At 68.6% G+C, this 16,232-nt stretch carries 12 protein-coding genes; 7 read left to right on the top strand and 5 right to left on the bottom strand.

Annotation, left to right across the window (positions count from 1 at the left end; translation table 11 throughout):
- Positions 1-46 precede the first annotated feature (46 nt).
- On the bottom strand, positions 47-3,175 hold the full coding sequence (locus Q8Q71_RS01150; RefSeq protein ID WP_305757811.1) for a TonB-dependent receptor: 3,129 nt from the start codon (positions 3,173-3,175) through the stop codon (positions 47-49).
- Between the two features lie 276 nt (positions 3,176-3,451).
- On the bottom strand, positions 3,452-5,953 hold the full coding sequence (locus Q8Q71_RS01145) for an exo 1,3/1,4-beta-D-glucan glucohydrolase (protein ID WP_305757810.1): 2,502 nt from the start codon (positions 5,951-5,953) through the stop codon (positions 3,452-3,454).
- A gap of 385 nt (positions 5,954-6,338) precedes the next feature.
- On the opposite strand from Q8Q71_RS01145, the gene copC reads away from it, so the two are divergent.
- A complete protein-coding gene (gene copC, locus Q8Q71_RS01140; RefSeq protein ID WP_305757809.1) occupies positions 6,339-6,701 on the top strand; it encodes a copper homeostasis periplasmic binding protein CopC in 363 nt (120 codons plus the stop codon).
- A 25-nt stretch (positions 6,702-6,726) separates the two neighbouring features.
- The gene (gene copD / locus Q8Q71_RS01135; protein WP_305757808.1) at positions 6,727-7,620 is read left to right on the top strand and encodes a copper homeostasis membrane protein CopD; all 894 of its coding nucleotides are present in this window, start codon (positions 6,727-6,729) and stop codon (positions 7,618-7,620) included.
- Positions 7,621-7,625: 5 nt separating this feature from the next.
- Here copD and Q8Q71_RS01130 read toward each other — a convergent pair whose 3' ends face one another.
- Positions 7,626-8,126, bottom strand: a complete 501-nt coding sequence (locus Q8Q71_RS01130) for a nuclear transport factor 2 family protein (RefSeq protein WP_305757807.1) — start codon at positions 8,124-8,126, stop codon at positions 7,626-7,628.
- Between the two features lie 200 nt (positions 8,127-8,326).
- Between Q8Q71_RS01130 and Q8Q71_RS01125 the strand changes: the two genes are divergently transcribed.
- Complete coding sequence (locus Q8Q71_RS01125; RefSeq protein WP_305757806.1) at positions 8,327-9,100, top strand: polysaccharide biosynthesis/export family protein; 774 nt, start codon at positions 8,327-8,329, stop codon at positions 9,098-9,100.
- 127 nt (positions 9,101-9,227) lie between these two features.
- Here Q8Q71_RS01125 and Q8Q71_RS01120 read toward each other — a convergent pair whose 3' ends face one another.
- Both Q8Q71_RS01120 and Q8Q71_RS01115 read right to left on the bottom strand, forming a co-directional pair.
- Complete coding sequence (locus tag Q8Q71_RS01120) at positions 9,228-9,530, bottom strand: sel1 repeat family protein (protein WP_292068012.1); 303 nt, start codon at positions 9,528-9,530, stop codon at positions 9,228-9,230.
- Between the two features lie 214 nt (positions 9,531-9,744).
- Complete coding sequence (locus Q8Q71_RS01115) at positions 9,745-10,464, bottom strand: glutathione S-transferase family protein (protein WP_305757805.1); 720 nt, start codon at positions 10,462-10,464, stop codon at positions 9,745-9,747.
- 172 nt (positions 10,465-10,636) lie between these two features.
- Here Q8Q71_RS01115 and Q8Q71_RS01110 point away from each other — a divergent pair, with 172 nt between their 5' ends.
- From Q8Q71_RS01110 to Q8Q71_RS01095, 4 genes are all read left to right on the top strand, one after another.
- Entirely contained in the window at positions 10,637-11,236 is a 600-nt protein-coding gene (locus Q8Q71_RS01110; protein WP_305757804.1) for an RcnB family protein, read from the top strand.
- Between the two features lie 156 nt (positions 11,237-11,392).
- Positions 11,393-12,391 carry an RcnB family protein gene (locus Q8Q71_RS01105; protein WP_305757803.1) on the top strand — a complete coding sequence of 333 codons (999 nt, stop codon included), beginning with the start codon at positions 11,393-11,395 and terminating at the stop codon, positions 12,389-12,391.
- Positions 12,392-12,497: 106 nt separating this feature from the next.
- Positions 12,498-14,720: an RNA degradosome polyphosphate kinase gene (locus Q8Q71_RS01100; RefSeq protein WP_305757802.1), complete on the top strand. Its 2,223-nt coding sequence runs from the start codon at positions 12,498-12,500 to the stop codon at positions 14,718-14,720.
- A complete protein-coding gene (locus Q8Q71_RS01095) occupies positions 14,720-16,228 on the top strand; it encodes a Ppx/GppA family phosphatase (RefSeq protein WP_305757801.1) in 1,509 nt (502 codons plus the stop codon). Before Q8Q71_RS01100 ends, Q8Q71_RS01095 begins: the two co-directional genes overlap by 1 nt.
- Positions 16,229-16,232 lie beyond the last annotated feature (4 nt).

The following is a 16,232-nucleotide window of genomic DNA, read 5'->3' as shown; positions in this document are numbered from 1 at the left end:
AGTCGGCCGGCGACGTCTCCGCCGCCGGCCAGGTCTTCAGGGGAAGCTAGAACCGGGCGCGAAGGCCCACGGAGTATCGCGGCTCGAACTGGTTGCGCGAGTGGAACTGCTGGGCCCCGTCCTCGAACTCCAGATAGTACTCCTCGATCTCGCCGAGGACGTTCGACCCGTTCAGATAGATGCTGACGATGTCGTTCACCTCATAGGTGACGTTCACGTCCAGATACTGGGCGGTGTCCTGATAGATCGGGATCTGCCCGAACGTGCCCGACAGTCGCGGGGTGCGGTAGTTGTAGGCGACGCGGGCCTGCAGCCGGTCGTCCTGGTACCAGACGGCCGCGTTCAGCTGGTATTTGGAATTGTCCGGGAACGGCAGATCCTCGCCGGACAGGTTGGTCGCGTTCTGCGAACTGTCCGAGAAGGTGAAGCTGCCGTCAAAACCGAAGTTCGACAGAAGGCCGCCTTCGGGCAGGAAGTCGCTCAGCGCGATCTTGGCGCCCAGCTCGATCCCCTGCAGTTCCCCGCCCTCCCCCTGGACCGGCCGATTCACCGGCACGATGCGACGGATGACGCCGTCCTGGTCGGGGAACTCGCCGTCGAGAACCGTGGCGCGGGTCACGAAGCTCTCGATGTTCAGCTTGAACAGGGCGACGTTGAACAGGGTCCCGCGGCCGAGATAGTACTCCAGGCTCAGGTCGTAGTTGTCCGAACGCCACGGATTGAGGTCAGGGTTGCCGTTGGCGCTCGCTCCGGTGACCCGGCGCACGCCGACCGGGGGGGCGGTCGGATCAGCAGGCGTGGGCCCGAGCGAATCGGCGGTCTGGATCGTGACGCCGCCGCCATAGTTGCCCAGGTCGAGGGGGATCATGGTCTTGTTGAACGCGCCCCGCAGCCTGAGCCGGTCGCTGAAGTCCCAGGCCAGATTCACCGACGGCAGGTAGTCGTAATAGCTCCGGCTCGAGAAGGTGTCCCCGACGTCCAGGTTGGTGTCGCCGTAGTTGCGGGTTTCCCCGGTCAGGTTTTGTCGCACGTCCATCTCGGTGCGGATCACCTTCAGGCCGATGTCGCCGTGCAGCGCGCCGACCTCGATTCCGGAGGTCAGGTAGACGCTCTGTTCGACCAGGGCGACGTCATAGCTGTTGCCCGGGATGATGACCGGATAGGCGCTGCCGAACACCCTCTGCTGGAAGGCGGTGACGTCGTCGAAATCCCGCGGGTCGATGACCCACACGCCGGGCAGGCCCCGGGTGATCGAGCCGTAGCTGTCGAGGAAATAGACGTTGTTGTGCTCGTTCAGCTTTGTCGGCCGGTTGACCGTATAGCCCTGAAAGCAGGTGGGCGTGTTCGGAGCGCCGCCGCCGCAGTTGCCGGGTGTCGCGCCGACCGGAAGCAGGGGGTTGAATGCCGGGTTGGACACCATCTCGCCCGCCTGGCACTGGTTCTGGTTCATGACCACGTCGATGGCCTTCCACTGGGCCGAACAACCGTTCGGATTCGTGGCGCCGTTGCCCGCGTAGAAGTCCGAGAACAGATGGAAATTCTCGATTTCCACTTCTCGCTCGGAGAATCGTCCGCCCATGTCGATGCGGGTGATAAAGCCGAGCAAGGGCGCGTCGAAGTCGTAGGAGCCGTCGACGCGGGCCACGTCCAGGCTCGACTCGTTGCGCTGGTTGCCCTCGGACGAGAAGGCGGCCACCGCGTAGCTGTCGAGGTTCGACATATAGTCGGTCAGCGTGTGCCCGGGTCCGAGACCGCCCGCGATCGGCTGGTCGAACCGGCTCCAGACGGTGTTCGATCCGCCGATGTCCAGATGGACCAGCGGGTCCTCGCCGATGCCCAGCGGATTGGGGTTGATGTAGCGGCCCCCGTTCGAGCCGACGACGCCGTTGGAATACTGCGAGGCCGGGTACAGGGCCGCGATCGAGGCCGGGTAGAAGGGTCCGCGCGTACGGTCGTTCGGATCGCGGAACAGGGTGAACTGCCGGTCCGGCGAATACTGCCAGTTCGACAGATCGCCCTGCACCTGGCCGTTCATGCTGAGCAGATCGGCGTCCGCATGGATCACGCGGGCCGAGACGCGGAACGGCCCGCCGTTGTCGTAGTCGAGCTCCAGGTTGAGGTTCGTCGATTCGGTCTCGGTGACCCGGTTCACGGTGAAGGAGTTCATCCACCAGACGTCGAGGTCATATTCCTCGACATCGAGCCACGGCTGGCCATTGCCGCCGTTGACGCCGGTGGGTTCGGACACCGTCGGAGTGGTCCATCCCAGCGCGCTCCAGCGGTTGGAGATGTTGAGGCCCGCCGCCCGATTGTATTCCTTCTGGTTGGTATAGAAGGCCTCGCCGGTCAGGGTCAGGCCCTCACCGATCTCCCATTGCAGGGCGCCGTTCAGGCTGTAGCGGTCGCGCTCGACCACCCGCCGGAAGCTGTCGTAGCCATGGGGCGCGATCCAGTTGTCGCCGGCGCCGCCCCAGTCGTTGTTGCCGAAGACTCCGCCGCTGACGCCGGAATAGTTGTTGCCGAGATTGGCCTGGCTCACGACACCGGAGACCATCACGCCGAAGCCGTCGGTCCGCCAGTTGAGCAGGCCGTTGAACAGATAGTCGTCCTCGCCGGTGTCCTCGCCGGTGGCGTACTCCTGGGTCAGGGCGACCGTGGTTCCGTGATCGAAGTCGAACGGACGCCGGGTGCGCAGGTCGATGGTGCCAGAAATCCCGGACAGGGCGTTGCGCGGGTCCATCGATTTGAAGACGACGATCGAACTCATCAGCTGCGACGGCACGTCGTTGAGGTTCGGCTGGGCGGTGCCCAGGTTGCCGGCGCTCAGATACTGCTCGCCGTTCAGAAGGGTCACGACCTGCGGCAGACCGCGGATGTTCACCGTCGAACCTTCACCCGCGTTGCGCTGCACCTGGATGCCCGCGATCCGTTGGAGCGCGTCGGCGACGGTGACGTCCGGCAGCTTGCCGATATCCTCTGCGGAGATGGCGTCGACGATCGCGGTCGAGTCCCGCTTGATGTCGATCGACTGCTCCTGCGACCGGCGGATGCCGGTGACGATGACCTCGTCGATCTCGGTCGCCGGCGCATCGCCAGGGTCCTGCGCCAGGACCGGACCCGAAAGCGCGCTGCTGGCCATCAGGGCCCCCAGCCAGATCGCACGGTTCACTCTCATCGAACTTCCCCCTCTTCGCCGCTAAAAACCCTCGTGGTCGAAACGGGGGCCGCCGAGGCAGGCGCAGGGGACCGGCGGCTGCGGACTCCGCCGCCGCCGCAGCGCCGCAGTATCGGCGGCGCGGTGTTTCACGTCCGCGAACGGGCGCGCTCCTGGGTTTCCTACCTCGAAGGTCTCCGCCTTCTGATATCAAGCTAAGCACAGGTTGAGAGCGTTCACAATGGTTCGTTTTGATCCCGTGAATGCTTGAATTTTCAATCGCTCCGCCCGTTGTTGCTAGGTCGCCGGGCAGTTGGCGGGGCCCACGTCCGCGCTGAGCCGAATCTCCGACACGGAGATTGTCGCCGGGCCGGAACTGGCCAGTACGAAAGGCGACTCGATCGCCTCCGGCCCAGGCTCGGCGAAGCAGGACAGCCGGACCTTGTGGATGCGCCATTCCCCCGCGGGCCCGGCGGCGAGTTCGTCGGTCAGATCCACCAGCACGTCCCCGAACCCGATCGACAGCGCCCCGGCCGGCGCCGCGTCTATCCGGTAGCGGAAGCTCAGGGCCAGGTCGCCGTTGATCTCGCGACGCAGATCGACCGGCGGCCCCCAGATCACGGCGCGGGCCGGACCGGTGAAGGTCAGCCGTCGGCCGCTCTCCTGGGCGAGGTCGTCGACCGCCCGCACCGAAACCCCGCCGCGCGGACTTTCGGCGGCGGCCTCGCCGCCCAGCCGCGTCTGCCCGCCGGAGTCCTCGAGGATCAGCGACCAGGGCGGATTGATCCGTCCACTGACAAGATACTGGTCCGCGCCGCCGGCGGCGGAGGTCACTCCCGACTCCTCGGACAGGATAGTCACCACGGCCGGCCGCGCGTAGCTCAGGCCATAGCCGTAGGCGAACAGCGGGTCGTAGCCCGGCTCGCCGCGATTCAGGGGCTGGCCGGCGGCGTCACGGGGCCAGCTGAAAGACAGGACGCCCGAGAAGTCGTGCCGCGCCGCGCCGTCCGCGTCCCCGATCAGGACGTCCGCGACCCCGCCCCCCTCGGTCCCCGGCAACCAGGCGGCGACGAAGGCGTCGGAGGCGTTGATCTCGGGGTTAACCCACATCGGCCGGCCCGACAGGAAGACCGAGACGGTGGGCACGCCCGCGGCCTTGAGCCGCCGCAGTATGGACAGTGGCTCCTCCGGAACGAAGTCCAGGGTGCGCAGGTCGCCGAGAAACTCGGCGTAAGGAGTTTCGCCGAACACCACGATGGCCACGTCCGGCCGCTCGGCGAAGGTTCCGTCGGGGCTCAGGGTCGCCTCGCCGCCCGCAGCGGCGACCGCCTCATTGAGTCCCGCCCAGATCGACTGCCCGCCCGGGAAGTGTTCGTTGACGTTGCCCGTGCCCTGCCAGCTCAGGGTCCAGCCGCCCGCCGCCTGGCCGATGTCGTCCGCCGCCCCGCCGGCCACCAGCACCCGCGCGCCCGCCGCGATAGGCAGCACGCCGCCTTCGTTCTTCAGCAGCACCAGCGATTCCCGCACCGCCTGGCGGGCCAGCGCCCGGTGGGCAGGCGAGCCGAGATGCTGAAGCTGGCCCTCGACCGGCCGCTCTTCGCGGAACACGCCGGTCTTGACCTTGGCCCGCAGGATGCGGCGCACGGCCTCGTCGAGCCGGGCCATCGGAATCTCGCCCGAGCGGACCTGCGCCAGGGTGTTCTCGTAAAGCGGCCGCCAGCTGTCCGGGGCCATGAACATGTCGATGCCGGCGTTGAAGGCGGCGGCGCAGCTCTCGTTGGAGCAGCCCGGCAACTGGCCATGGGCGTTCCAGTCCGACACCACGAAGCCGTCGAAGCCCAGTGGTCCGCGCAACACGTCCGTCAGTAACGTCGCATTGCCGGTGTGTTTGACCCCGTTCCAGCCAGAGAAGCTGGCCATGACCGACAGCACGCCGGCGTCGATGGCCTGCACATAGCCGCCGAGATGGATGTCGATCAGCTCCTGTTCCGCGCCCCTGAAGTCGCCCTGGTCGCGTCCTCCCGCGGTGCCGCCATCGGCCAGGAAATGTTTGGCGGACCCCGCGATCCGGCCCGGCTCGAGGGGCCGGTCGGGCCGGAGTTCTCCCTGCAGTCCGAGCGTCAACGGGCCGGCATAGGCCCGCTGCACCTCAGGGTCTTCGGAATAGCCCTCGTAGGCGCGGCCCCAGCGATCGTCGCGCGGCACGGCCAGGGTCGGCCCGAAGGTCCAGTCGGCGCCGGTGACGGCCACCTCCAGCGCGGTCGCCTCCCCGATGCGCCCGATCAGGGCAGGGTTGCGGGTCGCGCCGAGGCCGATGTTGTGCGGGAAGATGGTCGCGCCGACGACATTGTTGTGCCCGTGCACGGCGTCGATGCCGAAGATCAACGGCACGCGGGCGCCGGGCCGCGCCGCCGCACTGGCGCGGAACGCCCGCGCAAGGTCCACCCAGCCCTGGGGGTCGCCCCGCTCCTCGCCGCCGGGGCCGGAATTCCCGCCGGCCAGGATCGATCCGAGTGGATACTGCAGCAAATCCTCTGGCCGTATCGAGCCGATGTCGGCCTGAATGGTCTGACCGACCTTCTCCTCCACCGTCATCCGCCCCATCAGTTCGGTGACGAACGCCTCGGTGGCCGCATCGCTCATGGCCTCCGGGGAGCCGGCCATGGGCCAGAGCGCGGGCGTCGCCCTGGCCGTCGCCGCGGCGTCGGGAGAACCGGCCGGGGTTTGGGCCGCGGCGGGCCAGCCGAGGGCGACGCCCGCTGACACGACCAGGGCCAGGGCCGAGACTGAACTGCGCATTTCGTCCTCCGGTCGGACAGCGGGCTCAAATGACGCCGGGGTGTCGGCAGCGATGGACGCGATGAACCCGGTTTTCCCGCACAACGCGTCTTTGCCGCCTTCCTCCCCGAGGACTCCGCCTCCTGAGCCAAGGAGAGCACAGATTGTGAGCGTTCACAATCCGGGCAGATCTCGTTTGGCCCAGGGCCCGGACGGCGCGTTGACGTCGGCAAGGCGGTAGGGAATGGTTGGTCGCGAAACTCTCCGACCGCACCCGGGCGCGCGGACGGCCCGGTCAGGTGAGGCGGCCGACCCCTGAATCGACCGCGATCGTCCTTGATGAGGGAAGCGCCCGTCCGGCGCGTAAAAGAGTACACGGCCGCACCGGCCATGGCGGAGACTGGATATGCCTCGCTTCAACCCCGCGCCGCTGATCGCCGTGGCGGCGGTCATGACCTTCGCCGCCGGGCCGGCGGCGGCCCACGCCCGGCTGGTCAGCGCGACCCCGGCGCCCAATTCGACAGTGGCCGCGACCCGGTCGCTCAGCCTGACCTTCAGCGAACGCACCGTTGCGGCGTTTTCCGGCTTCGACGTCGTCAACGCGGCGGGCGAGAAGATCGCGGTGCGCACCTCGGTGGCCGAGGACGGCAGGACCCTGACCGGGACTCTGGCGCGTCCGTTGGCGGCCGGCGCCTACCGTGTGGACTGGCGCATCGCGTCGGGCGACGGCCACCGCATGACGGGTTCCTACACCTTCTCGGTGCGCTGACGGCGTGCTGGAAGCCGCGGTCATCTTGCTCCGCTGGCTTCAGTACAGCAGCGCCGTCGTCCTCTTCGGCGCGCCGCTGTTCCTGCTTCACAGTTTCGGGGCCCCCGCAGTTCCAAACCTGATCCAGGCTCGCGCCGCCCTGTTCGTCGCGGCCGGCGTCGTCGCGCTCGGTTCTCTCGCCGCCCTGGTGGCCCAGACCGCCGTCATGGCCGGGTCGCTGAGCGAAGCCGTCAGGCCCGCCTCGCTGTCCTTCATGGTCACCGGCACGGCGCTGGGCATGGCCATGGCCGCCCGGGCCGGCCTCGCCCTTCTCGGCCTTGCCGCGATCCTCGCCATGAGACCGGGCCGGGCGCTCTGGGCCCTGACGGCCACGACCGGACTGGCCGTCGTCGCCAGTTTCGCATGGACCGGTCACGGCGCCGCGACCGACGGCGCCGGCGGGCTGGTTCATCTGACGGCCGACATTGTTCATGCCGCCGCCGCCGCCCTGTGGCTGGGGGCCTTGACCGCCCTGACGATCCTGTTGCTGCGCCGGACCGGACCGGACGACCTGGCGATCCATCGCGCCCTGGACGGCTTCTCCGGTCTGGGGACCCTCGCCGTTGTCCTGCTGGTCCTGACCGGCCTCGTGAACAGCTGGTTCCTGGTCGGTCCGGCCCGCGTCATGGAAATCGGCGCCAGCCCCTATGGTCAGCTTCTGATCGCCAAACTCGCGCTGTTCGCCCTGATGCTCGCCCTGGCCGCGCGAAACCGCTTCCGCCTCACGCCGGCCCTGGGTTCGGCTCTGGCGGGCGGCCAGGATCCCCGACCGGCGTTCCAAAGGCTCCGACACAGCGTCCTTGCGGAGACGCTGGCCGGGGCCTTGCTGCTGGCCGTCGTGGCGGTGATGGGCACGCTCGCCCCGCCGTCGGCCATGTGACCTGGCTAGTGCGCCTGGCTGGGCGCGCGCGATGACCAGTGGATGTGGTGGATGCGCCAGCCGTCAGCGTGCCGCTTCAGCACCATGGTCTCGGTCGTCAGCCTATCCACGGCGCGCCCGTTGAACTGTCCCGTCGTGCGGCCCTCGCTGGCGATCCAGGCGACATCGCCGTCGGCCCAGCCCGATCTCCGCGCCACGACGGCCTCGGAGGCGGCGGCGAAGGCGGCGTCCGAACCCAGATGATGGGACGCATATTCGTCGCGGGACCGCTCCGCGCCGCCTTCCTCGAAAATCATCACCTCCGGAGCCAGCAGGGCCAGGACGGCGGCCGTGTCGCCGGCCTTGAGCGCGGCATGGAAGGCGTCGACGACCGTCGCCGCGTCCGCCGCTTCCGCGGCTACGGAGCCCGCGGCATGGGCGGGGCCGTGGGCGTGATCCTGGGCGACGGCGGGCGTCGTGGCGAGAACGGCGACCGCAGCGGCGATGGCGAGAGAGGCGCGGGACATTGCAGACTCCGGAAGGCGGTTGATCGTGGCGGGCGAACACGCGGGAACCCCTCACAGGGATATCCGCAGTCTGGCCTATCCGGGGCGCATCTGTTCATCAAGCGCCGCCGCCCCGGCACGCATCGGCCGGACGCGTTAACCACTGATTACCCCTAAGCGCCGACCCTGCCCCCGACGCTGTTTTCGCGGAGTGAGTCCCCATGTCCATCGACCGCCGCCTGATGCTGCTCGGCCTGATCGGGGCTGGCGGGCTGACGGGCTGCGGCGGCGTCCCGGGCCTGGGCGGCGGCGACTACGACTCGCGCATGCCCCTGCCGCAGACTTCGGGCGGCGGCGCCCGCGTCCAGAGTGTGGGCCGCACCGCCTTTCCCGAGATCGGCTTCGCCGACTGGACCGAGATGGAGCCGGAATATGTTCTGTATCCCGGCGACGAGATCGAGATCGCCACGCCGACCGCCGCCGAACTGACCCGGACGCAAAGGGTCGGCCCCGACGGGCGGATTTCCCTGCCGCTGGTCGGCCAGATCATGGCGGCCGACCGGACCATCGCCGAGCTCGAGGCCGACGCCTCCGCGGCCTTCGCCAGCCAGCTGCGCCGTCCCGTGGTCGAGGTCACCCTGAAGACGGCCGGCCCGATCCGCGTCTGGGTCGGCGGCGAGGTGCGCACGCCGGGCATGATCGAGATGAACGGCGATCTGGACGCCTATCAGGCCATCATCCAGGCCGGAGACTTCCTGCCGACCGCCCGCCAGGGCGAGGTGGCGCTGATCCGGCGCGGGCCGGGCGGGGTGCGGATGATGCGGGCGGTGGACCTGCGGCCCCGGCGGGGCGAGGTCGTGGCCCTGCGGCGCGGCGACATCATCTTCGTGCCGCGCTCGAACCTCGGCGAGGTGGCGAACTTCGTCACCCAGATCCGCAACGCCCTGCCGGTCGGCTTCACCTACGCCATCGGCGGGCAGTACCAGTCGTTCTGATGGGCGCTAGCGCTCGCGACGCGGTCGCTCGCTGCTTGAGCGCGGAGCGTGCGCGAAGCGCCAGGCCGCGTCGGGTCGACAAGGCGGAGCCTTATGACCGCGGCCCAACAAGGATGCAGCGAGCGGCCTAGGCCGCGAGCGACACCACGCCCGCGTCGATCCAGCGGCGGGCCGCCTTCTGGGCCTCGGCGATCTCGTCCTGCTCCATCTCCTGGCTCATCTCGCGGCGATAGACGCGCGCCTCGATGGAGCCTTTCATGGCGGCCAGGTTGAAGATCATATGGGCCGAGACGCGGTCCATCGGGCACCCGCCCTGACCGCTCGAATACATCATGCCCAGCCGGAACAGGTCGTCGCCGCTCATGTCGGCGGTCGGCAGGGGCAGGCCCTGCTCTTCATTGACCGTGGGCGCCATTTCTTGCGCGTTCATCACCGTATCTCCCGAACCGGCGCCGTTCTGGCCCCGACCTCTGAGACGCGATCAAATACCCGCGGTTTGAAGGTAAAGTTAACGGCACGGGGCCGCGAGGGCCTTTTCAGTACAGTTCGACCGAATACTCCGCCCTTGTTCAGCTCTCTGAAATAGTTCGGAAATCCCTGATTCACACCTGCTAACGGGACGTGACCGGAAGGCTTACGAACGGTTACCGCGCGCGTTGTCCGAACAGCACCTTGCGCGCCGCTTCGGCCGCCTTGCCGGACGCGGCGAGGCTCCGACGCATCTCGTCGCCCAGGGCCCGCCCCGCGATCACGGCCGGCCGCGCGCCCACCCGAGCCATCCACGCCTTGAGGTTGGGGAATTCGTCGAGGTTCTGTCCCTGCAGCTCCGGCAGCACCCACGGCCATGCCGCCATATCGGCGATGGAATAGTCGCCCGCCAGGTAATGGCGATCGGCCAGTCGCCGCTCCATCACGCCGTACAGGCGATGGGTCTCGTCCGTATAGCGACGGACGCCATAGGCGAGCTGACGTTGGTCCTTGATGATGGCCGGAGCGTACTGGCGGAAATGATGCGTTTGCCCGGCCATCGGCCCGAGGCCGCCGACCTGCCAGAACAGCCACTGGTCGACCTCCGCCCTGCCGCGCGGATCCTGCGGATAGAACCGACCAGACTTCACGCCGAGATACTGAAGGATCGCCCCGGACTCGAAGATCGACAGCGGCTTCCCGTCCGGACCGTCCGGATCGACGATGGCCGGCATGCGTCCGTTGGGGCTGATCGCTTGGAAGGCCGGCGCGAACTGCTCTCCGGCGCCGATATTGACCGGCTTCATCTCATACGGGACGCCCATCTCCTCCAGGGCGATGGAAACCTTCCAGCCGTTCGGGGTGGGCCAGTACCAGAGTTCGATCGGCGCGGTCATGCAAATGCGTCCCGTGAAGCTGGCTCACAGCGTGGGTCGATCATGTCGGGCGCGCAATGCCCCGCTTCCAAATCTGACATTCGCGTTCAGGGAGAGTTCATCCGCCCGCGACGACCTTCGGCTCATGATTAACGGGCCGCTTCCGTCGCCGCCCTTCAGCTGGAGAGTGATCATGAACCGCTTCGCCAAGGCCGCGGTGCTCGGACTGGTGATGGCCACCGCCGCGCCGCTGGCCGCCGAGGCCCAGAACCGCGGAGACCGCCGCGAGAACCGGCGCGACTATCGCGAGGACCGTCGGGACGACCGCCGCGAATTCCGTCAGGAGCGCCGCGACGACCGCCGCGACTGGCGTCAGGGCGACTACGACAACCGCCGGGACTACCGTCAGGACCGTCACGAGGATCGCCGCGACTTCCGGGAAGAACGCCGCGACGACCGCCGGGATTTCCGCCGCGACCAGCGCTGGGATCGCAACGACCGCGACTGGTGGCGTGACCGCAATGACTTCCGCGACTACCGCGGCGCCCGCAGCGGCTACTGGTATGCGCCCAGCTACGGCTATTACCGGGTCGAGCCGCGCTACTACGGCCAGCGCTGGCAACGTGGCCACTACCTGCCCTCGGCCTATCGCAGCTACTATGTGCGCGATCCCTACGCCTACAACCTGCGTCCGGCCCCCCGCGGCTATCGCTATGTCCACGCGGGCAATGACATCGTGATGATCGCCATCGCGACCGGCCTGATCGCCAGCGTCCTGTCCGGCGTCTACTAGACCGCGATCGGCGGTCGAACCTTCGCCCCGCGCGCTCCGGCGCGCGGGGCGTTTCATGTCCGGAACGATCGCGCCGTTCGTTCAGTCACGGTTCATCGTAAACGCGCGATTTTCACCTCAAGCCGTCTGACAGGGGCGTGCGGGGAAGATACGGGAATGAAACACTCATTTATGGTCGCGGTCGCGGTGGCGTCCTTCGCCCTGCCGGCGGCCGCGCCGTTGACGGCGCTGGCCCAGGACGGCGAGCGCGACGGCGGTCGTCGCGGAGCCGCGCGACAGAACGGCGACGAGGATCGCCCCGCCCGCCCGAACCGGCCCGCCCGGCCGGATCGACCGAACGCCGACAACGGCGGCGGAAACCGGCAGGAACGACCGGATCGCCCTGACAGGCCCGATCGGCCCGATCGGCCGGACGGGAGCGCCGGTGGAAACCGTCAGGATCGGCCCGGCCGCCCTGACAGGCCCGACCGCCCGGATCGGCCCGACCGCCCCAACCGGCCCGACGGCAACGCCGGCGGAAACCGGCCGGACCGGCCCAACCGGCCCGACCGCCCTGACAGGCCCAACCGCCCGGATCGGCCCGGCTGGCCCGACGGCAATGCCGGCGGAAATCGTCAGGATCGACCCGACCGTCCTGACAGGCCCAACCGCCCCGATCGTCCCGACAGGCCCGATCGTCCGAACCGTCCCGACCGTCCGCAGGACCGCCAGGAAAGGCGCGATGACCGGCGCGACGACCGCCGGGACCGTCGCGACGATCGTCAGGAGCGGCGTCAGGACCGCCGCGAATATCGCGAGTTCCGCAATCGCTTCAACGGCGACCATTGGCGGCGCGACTGGAACCGACGTCATGGGTCCGGCTGGTGGCGCAATGATCGGCGGTTCAGGGGCTACAACGGCTTCCGCATCGGCTTCTATTTCGCGCCTGGCTACGGCTACTACAGCGTGCCGCGCAGCTATTGGGGCCAGCGCTACCATGTCGGCGACTACCTGCCGTCGATCTTCTGGCGCTACCGGCTGGACGACTGGCGCACCTACGGCCTCGGCTATCCGCCCGAGGGCACGCGCTGGGTGCTGGTCGACAACCACATCTATCTGATCGACGAATACGACGGCTACATCATCGACGTCATCTACGACGCCTGGAGCTGGTAGACCGTCAGGACACGGAGGAAACGCCGCCTGACTGCAAGGTCGGGCGGCTTTTTCTTGTGAACGGGCAAGGTTGCAGCCGCCGCCGCGTCGGGCCAGAACCGGCGGCATGACCGACGCGGCGATCAGCGACACGACCACCGGCGAGGAGGTCCCCTCCTCGCGGGCGCCCCAGCTCCATCTGTCCGAAGAGCTGATGGCCTCGCCCGCCCGCTTCTTCAACCGCGAGATCTCCTGGCTGGCTTTCAACGGCCGGGTGCTGGAGGAAGCCGCCAATCCGGGCCATCCGCTGCTCGAGCGCCTGCGTTTCCTGTCCATCTCGGCCAACAACCTGGATGAGTTCTTCATGACGCGGGTCGCCGGCCTGAAAGGCCAGGTGCGCGAACGCGTCCGGGTGCTGTCCGCGGACGGCCTGACCGCCGCCGAACAGCTGGACAAGGTCAATGTCGCCGCCGGCGCCCTGATGGCCGAACAACAGCGGCGCTGGCGCAAGCTGCGCAAGGAGCTGACCGCCGCCGGCATCGAGGTGGTCGACGCCGGCAAGATCAGCAAGACCGAGCGCGAACGGCTGGAGCCGGAATTCCTGAACCGGCTGTTCGCCGTCCTGACGCCCATGGCCATCGACCCGGCCCACCCCTTTCCCTTCCTGCCCAACCTCGGCTTCTCGCTGGCGCTCAAGCTCAAGCGTCGGTCGGACAACCGCACCCTCTACGCCCTGGTCCCCGTGCCGACCCAGGTGAAGCGGTTCTGGCCCCTGGCCACCGACGGGCGTTCGACGCCCGGAAAAAGGCGTTTTCTGACCCTTGAGAGCCTGCTGACGCTCTTCATCGACCATCTGTTCCCCGGCTGCGACGTGCTGGAGCGCGGCGTCTTCCGTCTGATCCGCGACAGCGACATCGAGATCGAGGAGGAGGCCGAGGATCTGGTCATGGAGTTCGAGGAGGCGCTGAAGCAACGGCGTCTCGGCTCGGTCGTGCGCATCAAGATCGAGGCCTCGATGCCCGAGGACCTGCGCACCTTCATCACCGGTCAGCTGGATGCGGCGCCGCAGGACACGGTGCTGATCGACGGCATGCTGGGCCTCGCCCAGCTGGCCGAGCTGATCCCCTCGGGTCACCCCGACCTGAAATTCAAGGGCTACGAGCCGCGCTATCCCGAGCGGGTGCGCGACAACGGCGGGGACATCTTCGCCGCCGTGCGCGAGAAGGACATGCTGATCCACCACCCGTTCGAGAGCTTCGACGTGGTGGTCCAGTTCCTGCGCCAGGCGGCCCGCGACCCCAACGTCATCGCCATCAAGCAGACGCTGTACCGGACCTCCAAGGACAGCCCCATCGTCGCCGCCCTGATCGAGGCGGCCGAGAACGGCAAGAACGTCACCGCCCTGGTCGAGATCAAGGCCCGCTTCGACGAGGAGGCCAACCTGCGCTGGGCCCGGGCCATGGAACGGGCGGGCGTCCACGTCGTCTTCGGCTTCGTCGAATGGAAGACCCACGCCAAGCTCAGCGTCGTCGTGCGGCGCGAGGGCGAGGGCCTCAAGACCTACTGCCATTTCGGAACGGGCAACTATCATCCGGTCACGGCGCGCATCTACACCGACCTGTCGCTGTTCAGTTCCGACCCCGTGCTGGCCCGCGACGCCGGGCGGGTCTTCAACTACATCACCGGCTATGCCCAGCCCGACGAACTGGAGCAGCTGATCGTCTCGCCGCTCAATATGAAGACGAAGCTGCTCGAACTGATCGGCAAGGAGATGTCGGCCGCCGCCAAGGGCAAACCGGCGGCGATCTGGGTCAAGCTGAACGCCCTGGTGGATCCGCAGATCATCGACGCCCTGTACCGCGCCAGCCAGTGGGGCGTCCGCATCGAACTCGTGGTGCGCGGCATCTGCTGCCTGCGCCCCGGCGTGCCGGGCCTCAGCGAGAACATCCGCGTCAAGTCGATCGTCGGCCGCTTCCTGGAACACAGCCGCATCATCGCCTTCGCCAACGGCCGCGACCTGCCGCACGACAAGGCGAAGGTCTATATCTCGTCCGCAGACTGGATGACCCGCAACCTCGACCGCCGCGTCGAACTGATGACGCCGGTGCTGAACGCGACGGTGCACGATCAGGTGCTGGACCAGATCATGGTGGCCAATCTCAAGGACGACGCCCAGAGCTGGGTCCTGTCCGCCGACGGGGCCTACATCCGCGTCGCGCCGGCCGACCCCGAACGTCCCTTCTCGGCCCACAAATACTTCATGACCAACCCCAGCCTGTCTGGCCGTGGCCGCAAGGTGAAGACGCTGCCGGGCCAGCTCAGCTACGAGCCTTCGCGGAAGAAGCGCTGATGCCCGAGGCCCTGCTCTCGGCCATCGGTTCGCCGCGCGACATCGCCGCCATAGACATAGGCTCGAACTCGGTCCGCATGGTCCTGTACCGGCTGGAAGGGCGCGCGATCTGGACCGTGTTCAACGAGAAGGTCCTGGCCGGACTGGGCCGGGATCTGGCCGCGAGCGGACAGCTGTCGGTCGACGGCGCGGCCCAGGCCATGACGGCGCTGAAACGGTTCGCCGCGGTGGTCGACGGCGTCCGGCCGGCCCACGCCTTCGTCGCCGCCACGGCGGCCGTGCGCGAGGCCGGGGACGGCGGCGCGTTCTGCGAGCGGGTCGCCGCCGAAACCGGCCTCCGGATTCGCGTGCTGACCGGCGAGGAGGAAGCCCGCTACGCCGCCCTCGGCGTGCTGGCCGGCATCCCCCATGCCGACGGGGTCGTGGCCGATCTGGGCGGGTCCAGCCTCGAACTGGTGCGCGTCTCGGGTGGAACGGTCGGGCGGGGCGTCACCCTGCCGCTGGGCCCCTTCGCCCTCGCCGACGAAAAGGGCTTCGACGCCGACCGCCTGCGCGAAGCGATCGCCAAACGGCTCAAGCCCGTCGGCGACTACAAGGCCGACACCCTCTACGCCGTCGGCGGAGCCTGGCGGACGCTGGCGCAGGTGCAGATGCAGGTCAGCGGCCATCCGCTGCGCATCGTCCATCAGTATGCGATGGACGCCGCGGACGCTCTCGCCACGGCGCGGCTGGTCGCGCGCCAGTCGAAACCCTCGCTCGAAAAATGGCCGGGCCTGTCGAAGAAGCGAGCCGAGACCCTGCCCCATGCCGCCCTTGTCCTCGAAGGTCTGATCGAGCGGCTGGACCTCAAACGCATCGTCCTGTCGGCCTGGGGCGTGCGCGAAGGCCTGCTTTTCGAGACCCTGGACAGGGAAACCGCCTCGACCGACCCGCTGCTGGCCGGTTGCTCGGCCCTGGGGGCCCGGCAAGGCATTTCGCCGACCCTTTCCGGCGCGCTCAACGGCTGGATCACCCCCCTCGTCGCCGCCCTGCCTCCCGTCTTCGACCGGGACCGCGACGCACTGCTGGCCGACGCCGCCTGCCGTCTGGCCGACCTCGGCGCCCGGTTGCATCCCGACCACCGCGTGGAACTGGCCTTCGACCAGGTGCTGCGCGCGCCGGTGCCGGGCCAGACCCATGCCGAACGCGCCTATCTGGCGACCGCCGTCAACGCCCGCTACGGCGGCTCGGCCGCGACGCCGGAACCCGCCACCGTGGCGCGGCTGTTGAACGAGGACCAGCGTCAGGGCGCCCGGGCGCTGGGGCTGGCGATCCGGCTGGCCTGCGACCTGTCCGGCCGCTCGCCGCAGCTGCTGGTCAACGCTCGCGCCACGGTGAAGGACGGCGCCCTGGTGCTGACCGCCAGCGAGGGCTACGCCGACGTCCTGCTGGGCGAGCAGACGCGCCGTCGCGGCAAGGCCCTGGCCGAGGCCATGGGACTGAAGCTGGATATCCGCAACGGCGGTTGAGCCG

Source organism: Brevundimonas sp. (assembly GCF_030704825.1).
In the GTDB taxonomy this organism is placed as follows: Bacteria; Pseudomonadota; Alphaproteobacteria; order Caulobacterales; family Caulobacteraceae; genus Brevundimonas.
The sequence above is the reverse complement of the archived record's forward strand: the minus strand, read 5'-3'. Positions and strand labels throughout refer to the sequence as shown.